This window comes from Aurantimonas aggregata, assembly GCF_010500835.1.
In the GTDB taxonomy this organism is placed as follows: Bacteria; Pseudomonadota; Alphaproteobacteria; order Rhizobiales; family Rhizobiaceae; genus Aurantimonas; species Aurantimonas aggregata.
Map to the genome: position 1 here is coordinate 108,418 of NZ_JAAAMJ010000013.1, position 14,260 is coordinate 122,677.

Genomic DNA, 14,260 nt, shown 5'->3' on the forward strand with positions numbered 1-14,260 from the left:
TTCGCCGTGCCGATGACGTTCAAGGCGGGGCATGTTCTACCGCCTCGCCTTTCGAACCGGCTCGATGCCGCCCCATGTCTCCCTGCTCGGGGCAGCCCTCCTGGCCGGCGTCGCCGCCGCCACTCCGACGATTGCTCAGGAGAGCGATCCGGTCGGTATGGTGGATGCCGACCCGATCGCGCTGGGCACCATCGAGAGCCGGCTGAACGAGGCCGGGATTTGCACGCCGCTGACCTTCGACCTGCGTGTCGTGTCTGGTCTGGTAGGCATGCCGATCCCGAGCTTCATACCGATCGACACGAACCTGCGCTGGGACCAGAGTCGTCACAAGGTGGCGCGCTTCGCCTCGACGCCGGAACGGGTCCGCCTCGACTTCGAGATGGCCTGCCAGCCAAGCAGCAATGGCGCGGTTCTTGAATTCCTCGGTCTCAAGCCTGAGGCCCTGCGCCTGTCGGACACGGTCGTCTGTACCGGCGAAAGGGCTGGCGACGGCAGCCTCGCGAGTCTCGTCTGCGCGCCCGAGGGCCGCATCGGGCGGTTCCTGTCGAAGACGATCATCGGCCTCTCGGACAAGGTTGGCCGGCTCCTGCCGATGCACCTCGCCGTACCGGTCAGCGAGGTCGTCGCGCCCTTTGGGCCGGTGCGGCCCCCGCAGGTGCCCGAGGTAGAAGGGCCGCCGTTGACGGTTGTGCCGTCCGTCGACACGCCCTCCACTGATCCCGCGGGGGCAAATCCCGCGGCCGCCTCAGTCGATTCGGACGGAGGCCCGTCCGCGCCGACTGACTGATGCTGCGGCCGCGGCTTGCGGTCAGTTCACGCTGGCGGGCTCATGCCAGAAGGCCGGCAGCTGGTAGCCGTAAAGCGGCGTCATCGACGGCCGGCCGATGAACTTCCATCGCGCCAGCCACTGTTCGGGCAGATGGAACAGCGGCACGACATAGGCGCCGGATATCAGTACCCGGTCATAGGCGCGTACCGCCGTGACGAACGCTTCGCGCGATCGGGCCGTGACGATGTCGTCGATCAGGGCGTCGAGCGCCGGGTCGGCGACGCCGGCGAAGTTGAACGAGCCGTTGGCGTCGCGCGAGATCGAGCCCCAGCGATAGACCTGCTCGGCGCCCGGCGACAGCGATGCCGTATAGCTCGCGATGATCATGTCGTAGTCGAAATCCGAACGCCGGGCCTGGTACTGGGCGTCGTCGACCTGCCGCACCGTGGCGTTGACGCCGACGCGGTCGAGCGTGCGCTTGAAGGCGAGGCCCATCCGCTGCTGCTCGGGCGACTGCACGAGGATCTCGAAGGCGAGCGGCTCCCCGTCGGGCCCGACCATCGAGCGGCCTTGGAAGCTGTAGCCGGCCTCCTGGAGCGCTTTTACCGCCGCTTGCAGGACCGTTCGGTCGCTGCCGCTGCCGTCGCTAACCGTCGGCGCATAGGTGCCGTCAAGCACCGCCGGATCGACGTCGGCGTCGATCTTAGCCAGCAGCGCCTTCTCCTCGTCCGAGGCCGGAATCCCGAAGCTGGAGAGTTCGGAGTTCTGGAAGAAGCTCGCCGTGCGGTCGTAGGCTCCGTAATAGAGATTGCGATTGGCCCATTCGAAATCGAACAACTGCGACAGCGCCTTGCGTACCGCCCGGTCCTCGAAGATCGGCCGGCGGGTGTTGAAGACGAAGCCGAGCATGGTCGCAGGCGCGCCCGAGGTGAAAGTCTCGAGGATGACGTCGCCCTTGGTCACGGCCGGAAAGTCGAATGCCGTCCGCCAGTGGTTCGGGTCGCCTTCCGGATAGACGTAGGAAAGCCCCTTCTTGAACGCCTCGAACTGGGCGTTGGAGTCCCGGTAATATTCGATGGTGATCGTGTCGTAATTGTCGAAGCCGCGCTTTACCGCGAGGTCCTTGCCCCAGTAGTCCGGGTTCTTCTCATAGGTGATCCGCTGGCCGGCCTCGACGCGGCCGATGCGGTAGGGACCCGACCCGATCACCGGCTGCAGCGTCGTCTGCTCGAACGTGTCGCGGTCGAAGGCGTGCTCGGGCAGCACCGGCAGGCCAGAGATCAGCAGCGGCGTCTCGCGATCGGCCGTATCGTCGAAGGTGAAGCGGACGCCGTGTTCGCCGACCTTCTCGATCGTCGTCGCCGGCCGTAGCCAGTTGGCATACATCGGGCGGCCGTGCTCGCGCAGCATCTCGACCGTGAACAGCACGTCCTCCGGCCGCACCGGCTCGCCGTCCGAGAAGGTCGCCTTGGGATTGAGCTGGAACTCGACGAAGCTGCGCTCGTCGTCGGTCTCGACCGTCTCGGCCAGCATCCCGTACATCGTGAAGGGCTCGTCGGCGGAGCGCTGCATCAGCGGCTCGAAGACGAGATTGCCGAACTCCTTGTCGAACCAGATGCCGCGCGCCGTCGTCATCGCGCCGCGGACGATCACGGGGTTGAGATTGTCGAACGTCCCGAAGACGCCGTAGCGCATCGTTCCGCCTTGCGGCGCATCCGGCTGGACATAGGGGAAGTGGTCGAAATCGGCGGGCAGGGCGGGCTCGCCCTGCATCGCAAGTGCGTGCATCGGCTCGGCGGCTACAAGCCCGGACGGCATTGCCAGCATGGTGGCGAAAAGCAGCGGGAGAAGACGAGAATAGGCTCGCCCGGTGATCGGGAATAGCTGCATGCTGCTGGTCGTCTCCGCGGTTTCGTCTGATCGCGATTCTACCCGCAAACCCTTGTCTTGCCTACCGCCTTGGGTCAGTCTGGGGGCAGGTTCGGAGCCTTCAAACGGCCTTATTTGCGCATGACGTCGAGGCTCGCTAAGGAACGCACGATTTCCATTCCGATTCACGCCGAGAGGGTCTGACTCCTGTGACGCACCGTCTGATCAACGCTTCCACCTCGATGCTCGCTGCTGCGCTCGTCGGCCTCGCGACATTCGGCTTCAGCGTTTCCGGCGCGAGTGCCCAGGGCGCCCCGGCCGGGCAGCCCGCCGCACAGCCGAGTGGCGAACCTGTCCCCGCGGAATGGTTCAAGGTCTGCTCGAACCAGGGCGAGAACGAGATCTGCAATACCCAGTACACGATGGTCGCCGACACCCGGCAGCTGATCACGGCGGTCAACCTGATCAACGTCAAGGGCGCCGTGAACCAGCAGGTGATCCAGGCCGTCGTACCCACGGGTCGGGTGATCCCTGCCGGGGTCCAGCTGAAGATCGACACCAATGCGCCGGTCACGCTGAACTACTCGGTCTGTTTCCCCGACCGCTGCATCGCCGAGGCAGAGCTCACCGACGCGCTGGTCGCCTCGATGAAGGCTGGCGGTCAGCTGACGGTGACCTCGATCAACTTCCAGCGTCAGGCCAATCCGATCCCGATCACCCTTTCCGGCTTCACTGGCGCCTATGACGGCCCGCCGACGGCCCAGCCCGAGCTGGCGCAGCGCCAGCAGGAGCTGAACGAGGCCCTGCAGAAGCAGGCCGAGGAACGTCGGAAGAAGTTCGAGGATGCGCAGAACGCCGCCAAGGCAGCACCCGAGACGCCTGCGCAGTAACAATCTGCGGCCCGGCGACGGTACAACCCAAGATCGGAACGGCGGCGAAAGCCGCCGTTCGCATTTCAAGGCACAGGTCGTCGCGATCGCGGCCGCAGTCAGTTGCGATGGGCGCCCTTGAGCCGGTAGGCGCCGTCGACCGGACCGTCGAACAGTTCGCCTACCTGCGGGTGGCGGATCGGCTCGCGACTGTCGTCGGGCACGAGGTTCTGCTCGGAGACATAGGCAACGTATTCGCTCTCGGCGTTTTCCGCGAGCAGGTGGTAGAACGGCTGTTCCTTGCGCGGTCGCACGTCTTCCGGGATGGCCTGGTACCATTCCTCGGTGTTGCCGAATTCCGGATCGACGTCGAAGATCACGCCGCGAAACGGATACATCCGGTGCCGGACGACCTGGCCGATATAGAAGCGGGCGGTTTGCATCGCTCTCCTGACTCCCTTAAGCGACGGCAACTAGCCAATCCGGCAGCGGCAAAGCAAGCGCGCCGTCGTCGCATCCGTCGAAGCCCATCGCCATGAATCCCCCAAGCCACTCCGGGCTGCCTGCTTGATCGCCATTGTCGGGCTGATCTCGCCGTTCTTCGGGCTCATCGCGCTCGGCTTCGGGGCCGGCCGGATCGTCCGGCACCCGGTCGACGGGCTGGCCTGGCTCAATGTCTTCATCATCTACATCGCCCTTCCGGCGCTGTTCTTCCAGCTCCTGGCGAAGACTCCCGTCGAAAAACTGGCGAGCCCTGCGTTCGTCACGGCGACGACCCTCGCGACATTCGTGATCTTCGCCCTTGGTTTCGCCCTGGCAATGGCTCGCAGCCGCGGCGACATTCCGGCAGCGACGGTGCAGGGCCTGGCCAGCGCCTACGGCAATATCGGCTACATGGGACCGGGGTTGGCCCTCGTCGCCATCGGGCCGGAAGCGGCCGTGCCGGTAGCGCTGATCTTCTGCTTCGACAACACGCTGCATTTCGTCATGGCGCCGCTGATGATGGCGCTCGGCGGCGACCGCCGCGGCACGGCGCTGCAGATCGCCGGCGGTGTCCTCCTGCGGATATTCACGCATCCCTTCATCATCGCCACGATCGTCGGCGTGACCGCGGCGATCTTCCATGTCGTCCTGCCGGACCCCGTCGACCGCTTCCTGCAGCTGCTGGCCAACGCGGCGGCGCCCTGCGCGCTCTTCGCGATGGGCGTGACGCTGGCGCTCCGTCCGCTGAAGCGCGTACCGCCGGAACTGTCGTTCATCGTCCCACTGAAGCTGGTGGCGCACCCAATCGCCGTGTGGCTTATGCTGGGCGCGTTCGGCAGCTTCGACCCGATCTGGGTGCAAAGCGCGATGCTGCTCGCCAGCCTGCCGACTGCCACCAACGTCTTCGTGATCGCCCAGCAGTACGGCGTCTGGGTCGAGCGGGCGTCCGCCAGCGTCCTTGTCACCACCGTCCTGTCCGTCGGGACGGTGACGCTGCTGCTCTACCTGATCGCCTCAGGGGCGGTCCCGGCCGACCCGTTCCCGTAGGGCGCGGGGCAGGCCGACGAAGCCCGAGCCCGGCGCCACGCCTTCGCGCATGGCGAAGTGGCGCAGGAAGGGGATCGCTTCCAGCGCCGCCAGCCCGGCGGTGCGTGCGAACTGGACCGGCAGGAAATCAGCCAGCAGCGAGCGGTTGAGGAGATCGACGCCGAGCGTGCGCGAGCGCACGTCCCCGCGCCGCATCGCTTCGTAGCGCCGCAGCGCCGACGCCCGGCCGGGATCATCCCGGTTGTCCTGGGCGACGCTGATGATCGCCTCGCAGTCTCGCAGGCCGAGATTGAGGCCCTGGGCACCGATCGGCGGAAAGGCGTGACCGGCTTCGCCGACAAGGGCAAGCCGCTCGCCGGTGAGGCGCGCGACGGACGCACCGGACAATGGGAACCGCTGGATCGGCATCTCGATGGTCACCGCACCAAAGATGGAATGCAGTTTTTCCTCGACAATCTCCGCCAGGCGATCGGCGCGCAGATCGACATAGAGGTCGGCAAGGCGCGGCTCCTCGACCCAGACGAGCGACGAGCGGCGGCCGGGCAGGGGAACCTGCGTGAACGGTCCGCTCCGCGTGTGGAACTCCGTCGAGACAGAGCGGTGCGGCAGCGCGTGGTCGAAGTTGAGGACGATCGCGCTTTGCGGATAAGTCCATTTGCGCACGGTGATCCCGGCGGTCTCCCGCATCGGCGAGCCGCGACCGTCGGCCGCCACGACGAGATCGGCGGCGTAATGCCCGCCGTCGGCCAGCTCGACGAGTGCATGGTCCGTCGTGGTCGACAGGCCGACGGCACGGTCCTCGACGATCTCGAGCCGGTCGAGCTTCGCAGCCCGGCGCTGGAGCGCAGCATGAAGATCGGCGTTCAGGACATTGTAGCCGAAGGCATCAAGCCCGATCTCGGCGGCATCGAACTCGACGGTCGGCGCACGCAGCAGACGTCCTGTGTCGTCGATGAGCCGCATGACGGCCAGCGGCTCGGCCGCGCTGCCGAGTTCCTCCATCAGGCCGATCTCGTCGAGAAACGCCACCGAGCGGCCAATCAGCGCAGTGCTGCGCCGGTCCGGCGCTGCTTCCATAGCGATCAGCACCGTATCGAAACCGGCCGCAGCGAAGCCGATCGCCGTCGCCGTTCCGGCGAGGCCACCGCCTACCACCACGATTTCCCTGCGCTTGCTGGACACGCTCACTCCTTCGCAATGCAGGGCGCCGCGATTGCAACACCGAGACAGCCATGCTCGTTTCGCTTGGAAAACGCACATACGACCATTACAGCGGATGGCAATGCCCATGCGTCGCGTGCGGCGGAATGCGGCACAGCACCTGGGGCTTCATGTCAGAACCGGTCACTTCCTTCGACAAATGGCGCGCCTTCGCCGTGCATCTGCTGACGGCCAGTGGCGCCTTCCTAGCGTTCATGGCGCTGATCGCAGCCGCCGAACAGCGTTGGGTGGCGATGTTCGTCTGGCTCGGCGCGGCTCTGTTCATTGACGGCATCGACGGGCCGATCGCGCGCAAGATCGACATCAAACGGGTGCTGCCCAACTGGTCGGGCGACCTGCTCGATTCGATCATCGACTACGCGACCTTCTGCATGATCCCGGCCGTGGCGCTCTATCTGTCGGACAAGATCGGCGAGCCCTGGTCGTTCGTCGCCGCGGCGCTGATCGTCATCTCCAGCGCGGTCTACTACGCCGACCTGCGGATGAAGACGAAGGACAATTTCTTCCGCGGCTTCCCGGTCTGCTGGAACATGGTCGTCTTCGTGTTGTTCGCGACAGAGCTAACCGGTTGGATCGTATTCGCCACCGTCGTGGTCTGTTCCGCGGCGACCTTCGCGCCGGTAAACTTCGTCCACCCCGTCCGGGTGCGCCGCCTGCGTCCGCTGAACATGACGGTAGTGGCGCTGTGGTCGATCCTCGGCGTCATCTCCCTGTATTACAACTTCGCATCACCGACCTGGGTGAAGGTCGGATTGATAGCCACCAGCCTCTATCTTTTCGTGATCGGCGGCGTCGTGCAGGCTCTGGTGAGCGCACGTGTCGCCTCGAGACGTAGAGGCAAGGCATGAGCAAGGCTATCTTCATCCACGAGACTGGCGGTCCCGAGGTCCTCAAATGGGAGGATCATGATCCCGGCCGGCCTGGAAGAGGCCAGATCCTCGTCGATCAGGCCGCGGCCGGCATCAACTTCATCGACGTCTATTACCGGACGGGCGTCTATCCGTCCGCGAAAATGCCCTTCGTGCTCGGCAAGGAAGGCGTCGGTATCGTCGCCGAGGTCGGGGAGGGAGTCGAGCGTTTCCAGCCCGGCGACCGGGTCGCCTATATCGGCGCCGACGGCAGTTACGCGGAGCGGATCGTCATCGCCGCCGACCTCGCCGTTGCCGTTCCCGATACGATCGACGACGCCACCGCGGCCTCGATCATGCTGAAGGGCATGACCGCCGAATATCTCCTGCGGCGGACCTATCCGGTGGGCCCGGAGACGGTGCTGCTGTTCCATGCCGCCGCCGGCGGTGTCGGCCTCATCGCCGGCCAGTGGGCGAAACATCTCGGCGCGACGGTCATCGGCACGGCCGGATCGGCAGAGAAATGCGAACTGGCGCTGGCCAACGGCTACGACCACGTCATCAACTATCGCGAGGACGATTTCGTCGCCCGCGTTGCGGAGATTACCGACGGACGCAAATGCGACGTCGTGTACGACGCCGTCGGGAAGGACACGTTTCCCGGCAGTCTCGATTGCCTGCGGAAGCGAGGCCTATGGGCCTCGTTCGGCCATTCGTCCGGCAAGGCGCCGGCCTTCGAGATCAGCCTGCTCAACCAGAAGGGCTCGCTCTTCGCGACCAGACCCAGTATCTACAGCTACAACGGCACGACGGCCGAGCTGGACGCGTCCGCGAAGGCGGTCTTCGACATCGTCGGATCGGGCGCGGTGAAAATCACCATCGGCCAGACCTACCCGTTGTCCGAGGCGGCCGAAGCGCACCGCGATCTCGATGCCCGGCGCACCGTGGGCGCCAGTGTTCTGACTGTCTGAGTTGGGCGTCGGCGGTCCGACATCTGGATCGCCCCACGCCTAACATCCTTTCTGTTCGCAGTCGCGGAACGTGCGAGGCCGCTGGCGACTTGTTGCGACATAACCTCCTCCACACGCGAGCCCGCACGTGACGATCCACATTACGCCCAACACGACCCAGAGCAATCTGCCCCGGCCCGGGCTTCGCCGCTCGCGCGTCCAGGAGGGCCGCCCCTATCCGCTCGGCGCCACCTGGGATGGGCTCGGCGTCAATTTCGCGATCTTCTCCGCCAATGCCACCAAGGTCGAACTCTGCATCTTCGACGCCGAGGGCAAGTCCGAGCTCGAGCGGATCGAGCTGCCGGAATACACCAACGAGGTGTTCCACGGCTACCTGCCCGAGGCGCGCCCGGGCATGGTCTACGGCTACCGGGTGCACGGACCCTACGAGCCCGATGCCGGTCACCGCTTCAATCCCAACAAGCTGCTTCTCGACCCTTACGCCAAGCAGCATCTGGGGGCGGTCAAATGGGACGACGCGCTGTTCGGCTACACGATCGGCCACGCTGACGGCGACCTCTCCTACGACGAGCGCGACAGCGCCGCCTTCGTCCCTAAATGCCGTGTCGTGGACTCCGCCTTCACCTGGGGCGACGAGCGCCGTCCGCGGGTTTCCTGGGAACGGACGATCTTCTACGAAACCCACGTCAAGGGTTTCACCCAGCGCCATCCCGCCGTCGCCGAAGCCGATCGCGGCAAGTTCTCCGGGCTGATGAACCGCGAGATCGTCGACTATATCCGCAGCCTCGGGGTCACCTCCGTCGAGCTGCTGCCGATCCACGCCTTCGTCGACGACAGCTATCTGGTCGAAAAGGGCCTTCGGAACTACTGGGGCTACAACTCGCTCGGCTTCTTCGCGCCGGATCCGCGCTATCTCGCCGGCCCGTTCGTCAACGAGTTCAAGGAAATGGTGTCGGCCTTCCACCATGCCGGCCTCGAGGTCATTCTCGACGTCGTCTACAACCACACGGCCGAAGGCAACGAGAACGGCCCGACCCTGTCCTTCAAGGGCATCGACAACGCCACCTACTACCGGCTGCTGCCCGACCAGAAGCGCTACTACATCAACGATACCGGCACCGGAAACACGGTGAACACCAGCCATCCGCGCGTCATGCAGATGGTCACCGACAGCCTGCGCTACTGGGCCGGCGAGATGCGGGTCGACGGCTTCCGCTTCGATCTGGCGACGATCCTCGCCCGCGAACCGTCGGGCTTCTCGGAAGAGTCGAGCTTCCTGCATGCCTGCCAGCAGGATCCGCTGCTCAGCGAGATCAAGATGATCGCCGAGCCGTGGGATTGCGGGCCGGGCGGCTACCAGGTCGGCCGCTTCCCGCCAGGCTGGGCGGAATGGAACGACGGCTATCGCGACATCGTCCGCTCTTATTGGCGCGGCGACGAGGGCCAGGTGCCCGCGGTGGCGAACAAGATCTCGGCCTCGGCCGACATCTTCGACCAGCGCGGCCGCAAGCCGTGGGCTTCGGTGAACTTCATCACCGCCCATGACGGCTTCACGCTCAACGACCTCGTCAGCTACAACGACAAGCACAACGAGGCCAACGGCGAGGACAATCGCGACGGCCACTCGCACAACCTGTCCTACAACTATGGCGCCGAGGGGCCGACCGACGACGCGGAGATCAACGACACCCGCTACCGCCAGCTGCGCAACCTGTTTGCCACGCTGCTGTTCTCGCGCGGCACGCCGATGATCCTGGCCGGCGACGAGTTCGCCCGCACACAAGGCGGCAACAACAACGCCTATGCCCAGGACAACGAGATCGGCTGGATCGACTGGCATGTGACCGGCGAAAGCCGCAACCTGGCGAAGTTCGTCCAGAAGCTGATCATGCTCCGCCAGTCCCTGCCGATGCTGCGCCGGGGCAAGTTCCTGCACGGGACGTTCGACGAGGAATTGGGCGTCAAGGACGTCGCCTGGATCACCCCGGCCGGCACCGAGTTCGAGCAGGAGAACTGGGACGACACCGGGGCGCGCTGCTTCGGCGTGCTGCTGGACGGCCGTGCCCAGTCGACCGGCATTCGGCGGAAGGGTACCGACGCCACCATGCTCATCGTCATGAACGCCCATGACGACGTGGTGAACTTCACGCTCCCTCAGGCCAATGGCGGGCTGCGGTGGCGCTGCGTCATCGACACCAACCTGCCGGATCGCGAAGAGCTGGTGCCGTTCGAGTTCGACACTGAGTACATGGCGACCGGACGGTCGTTCCTCATCTTCATGCTGGAGCCGGAAGATGGAGAGGATGCGAGCCCCGATGCGGCGCGTTCCTTCGCCTATGTGTCGGAAGCCTTGGCCCGGGCAGCGGGTGACCGCCTGCCGATCTAGGATCGGCCAGCACATGACGGACAACCCGGCCTATGACGCCAGCGTTGATGCTCCTATGTTGGTCAAGAGGGATTTGATACAGTTTTGGGCCGCAATTTCGGCTTGCAGAGGCTGTTGAAGATTTCCCGTGCGATATAGCGCTTGAGGCAACGTCTGATCTCTCGCGGCGACTTCCCCTCCGCCATTCGACGCTGGACGTAGAGCTTGGTTTCGGGATGGGAGCGCATGCGGACAACGGCCACGCGATGCAGCGCCGCGTTGGCTCGCCGGTTGCCGCCGCGGTTGAGGCGGTGGCGTGTGGTCTTGCCGCTGGATGCCGGGATGGGACAGACGCCGCAGAGCTTGGCGAAGGCGGCCTCCGATCGTATCCGCTCGGGATTGTCGCCGAGAACAATCAGCATTTCCGCGATCGTGCCGGTGGCGATGCCGGGCGCCGCCATCAGGTCCGGTGCTTGGCGACGGACCAGCCTCTCGAGCGCATCATCGAGTTCGCGGATTTCGGCGTCGAGGGCGAGCCAGCGCCGAGCCAGCATGCGCAGCACCGTCTTGGCCGAGGCCGTCGTCGAGGTGATGGGACCGGGACGCAAGGCCGCCAACGCCCGGATCAGCGTCATCGGGCCGGTCATGGTGATGAACTCCTCGCGCAGTGGCTGGGGCGCATTGACGATAAGGGTCTTGAGCGTAACCATTGCTTGGGTGCGCGCCTTCAGCGCGGTGTCGCGGGCGATCTTCAGATGCCGGATCATCTCGACGTTCCCATTCCCGGACTTCGGAGACGTGTTGGCCTCGTCCGCCAGAACGGCGCGGGCGGCGGCCTCGGCATCGATCGTGTCGCTCTTGCCGCGCTGGCGCCGGAGCCGGCGGTTCGGACGATCGACCTCGATGACGTGGCACCCCTGCGAGGCGAGCGCCCGGCTCAGTCCTGCACCATAGGAACCGGTGCCCTCGATGCCGAAGGCTTGAACGGAACCGTAGGCGTCAGCCCAGCGAATGAGCTGACGGTAACCTGCCGCTGTCGCTGGAACCGAAAGGGTGCCTAGGCGCGCTCCGAGCCCGGTGATCGCGACGGCGACATGAATGTCCTTGTGCGTGTCAACGCCGATGATGATCGCGTCGGATGTGGTAGCTTGATGCATGTCGGTCCTCCAGACGGTGGTGAACCCGACGCTGCGCTTGACGGGACAGGACTGTGACGGGATGGCGGTCCCTCAGGCTCCTATGAAGTCACGCATCGAAGCGGTGCCGGGTGCAGCCTGGAGGACCGGCAGATCAACGCCATGACACGAGGTCAATCGTAAGCAGGGGCCAGGCCCTTCAAGCTGCCCGGATAATCTCACAGTCGAGACACATTGGCCGCCGTCGCAATGACGGCGGCCTTTTTGTGTTCGCGCCGGAACGATTTCACCTTTCCGCCATTATTCCGGCAGACCAGACAAGACGCGGAAAAATAACATGAAATTCACCGTCATCGCGGGCGCCCTCGTGGCCGCCGCCGGTTTCCTGTCGACCACTGCTTCGGCCCAGGACCAGGGCGGCAACGCCCTGTACGAGATGGCATCGCTCGACACGAGCGCGCTGCGGACGAGCGACTATTCGGACTTCGTGCCGGTGCCGACCCCGCGCCCCGCGATGGTCGAAGCGGCATCCGCCCCGACGGCGGCGCCGGTCGTGATCCGCCGCACGGCCGAAGGCATCCGCCTCGTCGGCCCACGCTTCTTCCCCGTCGACTAATCCTGCTTGCTCGGCCCGTACCGGCGGACCTCGACGGTCTCGACGGTGACGAGCCCGCCCGTCATCAGCTGATCCAGCAACGGCAGGAACGCGTCGATGGCGGCTTCGCCATCGACGATCTCGACGACCAGGGGCAGATCGTCCGACAGTCGCAGCATGTTCATCGTGTGCAGGCGGCTGGAATGGCCGAAGCCGATGGCGCCGCGCAGGACGGTGGCACCCGCCAGATGCATCTCCCGCGCCTTCAAGACGATGGCCTCGTAGAGCGGACGGCCATCGCTCTTGTCGCTTTCGCCGATGAAGATGCGCAGGATGCGTGCCTGTTCAGGTATGTCCATCGCCATCCGAATTCTCCAGTTCCTGCTTCAGGGCGCCCAATCCGCCGATGTCGTTGAGCCGCGAGGCGATGACGAAGCCCAGCCAGACGGCGACAAGCCAGGTCACTACCGATACGCCGACATAGGTGCCCGCCATCAGATAGTGCCCCGCGGCGAGGAACCGCACGCTTTCGAGGCTGAACACCGAGAAGGTCGTGAAGCCGCCGCACAGGCCGGCGATGACGAACTGCCGGACCCCGGGGCTCGCCATCAGCCGGCCGCCGGGCTCGCTCAGCGTCGCGAAGAAGCCGATGACGAAGGATCCCACGACGTTGGCGACGAGCGTTCCCCACGGAAAGCCGGGGCCGGCGAGGGCCAGCGAGACCAGCATCCGCCCGACGCCACCGATCGCCGCGCCGAGCGCGACGAGGCCGTAGAGCCCGAAACTGTCGCCAGCGCCAAGCCACCAAGGAAGCGCGGAATTGTCCCTGCTCACGAGGGCACCGCCGCCGTGAAGGTGGACGCGAGCAGCATGCCGATCGCCACGGCCGAAAGGCAGAGCCCCAGCGACAGGACGACATTAGCGACGGCCCGCCGCGTGTCGCCCGTGCGGGCCAGAGCGAGTGTCAGAAGGCTGAACGACGACACCGTCGTATAGCTGCCGAGAAACCCGGTGACGGCAAGGAGCCATACGTCCGGATTCGCAAACGGCGCCTGGCTGCGCGCCAGCACGGCAAGCACGCCGATGGCGAACGCGCCGGTGACGTTCACCACCATCGTCCCCCAGGGAAAGATCTCGCCGACCGCCCGCGCCACCGCGCCCGACACGAAGAACCGCGCCATCCCGCCGACGGCGCTGCCCGCGGCGACGAGGGCGATCGTCAGCCCGAGGTGCTCGGTCATGCAGCCGTCCTGATGGGCACCGACAACTCCTCACGTCCGCTGTAAGAGCATGACTTCTGTACGAATTAGGACGGCTCGCTGGATACGCATTCACAGCAACCATCGGGCACACTTCCTGAGACCACGGCCCGCGCAAATCGCTTGAGGCCCATTCTGCTAATCCGAGCAGAAGGGTAACTCACTCTTCGGATAGGGGTGGCATGCAGTCAGAACACGTCGGAAAACTACGCGGGCCTACTGACAAACCGATACGTATTGAATATGTTGCTATGCCACGAAGTATTATCGTAGGGACGATGCGACAGGCAGTTCATAAGATCGTCAGCGGTGGCCAGACTGGTGTTGATCGCGCTGCGCTCGACGTAGCGCTGGAACTTGGCATTTCCATTGGGGGTTGGGTTCCAAAGGGACGGCTAGCCGAGGATGGTGAACTCTCCGTCCGCTATCGCGACCTAGTAGAATCGGACGAGTCGAGCTCTGAATTAAGGACCCGTTTGAACGTTGGGTCTTCGGATTCAACGCTAGTTTTAACCACAGCTAATAAAAGCAAAGGGACCGAACTGACAATATTAACTGCGGGTAATTTTTCAAAACCGGTCTGCGTAGTTAATGTAGATAAATCAGATGTATCGATCAGGGAGGCAGCCAACGAGATTCGCGATTGGCTACAAATCCAGAAGCCAATCGTTCTGAATGTAGCGGGGCCCCGAGCATCAGAATGGAGTGCACCCCATTTCGCCGGACAAGCGGCGGTTGGGTTTAGGCACTGAGCCTGATGAACTCGCGCGGCGAGCGGAACTTTAATCCTGAGTGCGGGTGGACCTCGCAATAATCCTCGATCCAGTC

15 protein-coding genes are annotated in these 14,260 nt (G+C 64.9%); 8 read left to right on the forward strand and 7 right to left on the reverse strand.

Annotated elements, in window-relative coordinates; genetic code table 11:
- The first annotated feature begins 31 nt into the window (after nucleotides 1-31).
- Nucleotides 32-787: a hypothetical protein gene (locus GTW51_RS15955; protein WP_163045016.1), complete on the forward strand. Its 756-nt coding sequence runs from the start codon at nucleotides 32-34 to the stop codon at nucleotides 785-787.
- Between the two features lie 21 nt (nucleotides 788-808).
- On the opposite strand, the gene GTW51_RS15960 is transcribed toward GTW51_RS15955, so the two are convergent.
- Nucleotides 809-2,659 (reverse strand): extracellular solute-binding protein, encoded by a 1,851-nt coding sequence (locus tag GTW51_RS15960; RefSeq protein WP_163045017.1) that lies wholly within the window; start codon nucleotides 2,657-2,659, stop codon nucleotides 809-811.
- Between the two features lie 221 nt (nucleotides 2,660-2,880).
- Here GTW51_RS15960 and GTW51_RS15965 point away from each other — a divergent pair, with 221 nt between their 5' ends.
- Nucleotides 2,881-3,528 (forward strand): invasion associated locus B family protein, encoded by a 648-nt coding sequence (locus GTW51_RS15965; protein ID WP_163045042.1) that lies wholly within the window; start codon nucleotides 2,881-2,883, stop codon nucleotides 3,526-3,528.
- Between the two features lie 98 nt (nucleotides 3,529-3,626).
- On the opposite strand, the gene hspQ is transcribed toward GTW51_RS15965, so the two are convergent.
- Entirely contained in the window at nucleotides 3,627-3,950 is a 324-nt protein-coding gene (hspQ, locus tag GTW51_RS15970; protein WP_163045018.1) for a heat shock protein HspQ, read from the reverse strand.
- Nucleotides 3,951-4,074: 124 nt separating this feature from the next.
- On the opposite strand from hspQ, the gene GTW51_RS15975 reads away from it, so the two are divergent.
- Nucleotides 4,075-5,037, forward strand: a complete 963-nt coding sequence (locus tag GTW51_RS15975) for an AEC family transporter (RefSeq protein WP_163045019.1) — start codon at nucleotides 4,075-4,077, stop codon at nucleotides 5,035-5,037.
- Here the strand turns inward: GTW51_RS15975 and GTW51_RS15980 are convergent.
- Nucleotides 5,005-6,219 carry a UbiH/UbiF family hydroxylase gene (locus tag GTW51_RS15980; protein ID WP_343034033.1) on the reverse strand — a complete coding sequence of 405 codons (1,215 nt, stop codon included), beginning with the start codon at nucleotides 6,217-6,219 and terminating at the stop codon, nucleotides 5,005-5,007. The two genes, GTW51_RS15975 and GTW51_RS15980, sit on opposite strands and share 33 nt — an antisense overlap.
- Nucleotides 6,220-6,368: 149 nt before the next feature.
- On the opposite strand from GTW51_RS15980, the gene pcsA reads away from it, so the two are divergent.
- The 3 genes from pcsA (at nucleotide 6,369) to glgX (ending at nucleotide 10,463) form a co-directional block, all read left to right on the forward strand.
- Nucleotides 6,369-7,106, forward strand: a complete 738-nt coding sequence (gene pcsA / locus GTW51_RS15985) for a phosphatidylcholine synthase (protein WP_163045043.1) — start codon at nucleotides 6,369-6,371, stop codon at nucleotides 7,104-7,106.
- Entirely contained in the window at nucleotides 7,103-8,077 is a 975-nt protein-coding gene (locus GTW51_RS15990) for a quinone oxidoreductase family protein (protein ID WP_163045021.1), read from the forward strand. Before pcsA ends, GTW51_RS15990 begins: the two co-directional genes overlap by 4 nt.
- Before the next feature lie 127 nt (nucleotides 8,078-8,204).
- The gene (glgX, locus tag GTW51_RS15995; protein WP_425483267.1) at nucleotides 8,205-10,463 is read left to right on the forward strand and encodes a glycogen debranching protein GlgX; all 2,259 of its coding nucleotides are present in this window, start codon (nucleotides 8,205-8,207) and stop codon (nucleotides 10,461-10,463) included.
- A 62-nt stretch (nucleotides 10,464-10,525) separates the two neighbouring features.
- On the opposite strand, the gene GTW51_RS16000 is transcribed toward glgX, so the two are convergent.
- Entirely contained in the window at nucleotides 10,526-11,599 is a 1,074-nt protein-coding gene (locus GTW51_RS16000; protein ID WP_163045022.1) for an IS110 family RNA-guided transposase, read from the reverse strand.
- Nucleotides 11,600-11,915: 316 nt separating this feature from the next.
- Between GTW51_RS16000 and GTW51_RS16005 the strand changes: the two genes are divergently transcribed.
- A complete protein-coding gene (locus GTW51_RS16005) occupies nucleotides 11,916-12,194 on the forward strand; it encodes a hypothetical protein (protein ID WP_163045023.1) in 279 nt (92 codons plus the stop codon).
- On the opposite strand, the gene GTW51_RS16010 is transcribed toward GTW51_RS16005, so the two are convergent.
- From GTW51_RS16010 to crcB, 3 genes are read right to left on the reverse strand one after another with little or no spacing between them, the layout of a single operon-like run.
- Nucleotides 12,191-12,532: a DUF190 domain-containing protein gene (locus GTW51_RS16010; protein WP_163045045.1), complete on the reverse strand. Its 342-nt coding sequence runs from the start codon at nucleotides 12,530-12,532 to the stop codon at nucleotides 12,191-12,193. The genes GTW51_RS16005 and GTW51_RS16010 overlap by 4 nt on opposite strands.
- Complete coding sequence (locus tag GTW51_RS16015; RefSeq protein ID WP_343034034.1) at nucleotides 12,519-13,007, reverse strand: fluoride efflux transporter FluC; 489 nt, start codon at nucleotides 13,005-13,007, stop codon at nucleotides 12,519-12,521. Before GTW51_RS16015 ends, GTW51_RS16010 begins: the two co-directional genes overlap by 14 nt.
- Complete coding sequence (gene crcB / locus GTW51_RS16020) at nucleotides 13,004-13,414, reverse strand: fluoride efflux transporter CrcB (RefSeq protein WP_163045024.1); 411 nt, start codon at nucleotides 13,412-13,414, stop codon at nucleotides 13,004-13,006. Before crcB ends, GTW51_RS16015 begins: the two co-directional genes overlap by 4 nt.
- Nucleotides 13,415-13,710: 296 nt before the next feature.
- On the opposite strand from crcB, the gene GTW51_RS24625 reads away from it, so the two are divergent.
- Entirely contained in the window at nucleotides 13,711-14,184 is a 474-nt protein-coding gene (locus GTW51_RS24625) for a putative molybdenum carrier protein (RefSeq protein ID WP_425483270.1), read from the forward strand.
- Nucleotides 14,185-14,260: the final 76 nt, after the last annotated feature.

Bases quoted from the DNA above. Each gene is read 5' to 3' on its own strand.
- GTW51_RS16010 (WP_163045045.1), bottom strand. From the start codon at position 12,532: ATGGACATACCTGAACAGGCACGCATCCTGCGCATCTTCATCGGCGAA.
- GTW51_RS15990 (WP_163045021.1), top strand. From the start codon at position 7,103: ATGAGCAAGGCTATCTTCATCCACGAGACTGGCGGTCCCGAGGTCCTC.
- GTW51_RS16000 (WP_163045022.1), bottom strand. From the start codon at position 11,599: ATGCATCAAGCTACCACATCCGACGCGATCATCATCGGCGTTGACACG.
- GTW51_RS16005 (WP_163045023.1), top strand. From the start codon at position 11,916: ATGAAATTCACCGTCATCGCGGGCGCCCTCGTGGCCGCCGCCGGTTTC.
- GTW51_RS24625 (WP_425483270.1), top strand. From the start codon at position 13,711: ATGCGACAGGCAGTTCATAAGATCGTCAGCGGTGGCCAGACTGGTGTT.
- pcsA (WP_163045043.1), top strand. From the start codon at position 6,369: ATGTCAGAACCGGTCACTTCCTTCGACAAATGGCGCGCCTTCGCCGTG.
- GTW51_RS15955 (WP_163045016.1), top strand. From the start codon at position 32: ATGTTCTACCGCCTCGCCTTTCGAACCGGCTCGATGCCGCCCCATGTC.
- crcB (WP_163045024.1), bottom strand. From the start codon at position 13,414: ATGACCGAGCACCTCGGGCTGACGATCGCCCTCGTCGCCGCGGGCAGC.
- GTW51_RS15960 (WP_163045017.1), bottom strand. From the start codon at position 2,659: ATGCAGCTATTCCCGATCACCGGGCGAGCCTATTCTCGTCTTCTCCCG.
- hspQ (WP_163045018.1), bottom strand. From the start codon at position 3,950: ATGCAAACCGCCCGCTTCTATATCGGCCAGGTCGTCCGGCACCGGATG.
- GTW51_RS15965 (WP_163045042.1), top strand. From the start codon at position 2,881: ATGCTCGCTGCTGCGCTCGTCGGCCTCGCGACATTCGGCTTCAGCGTT.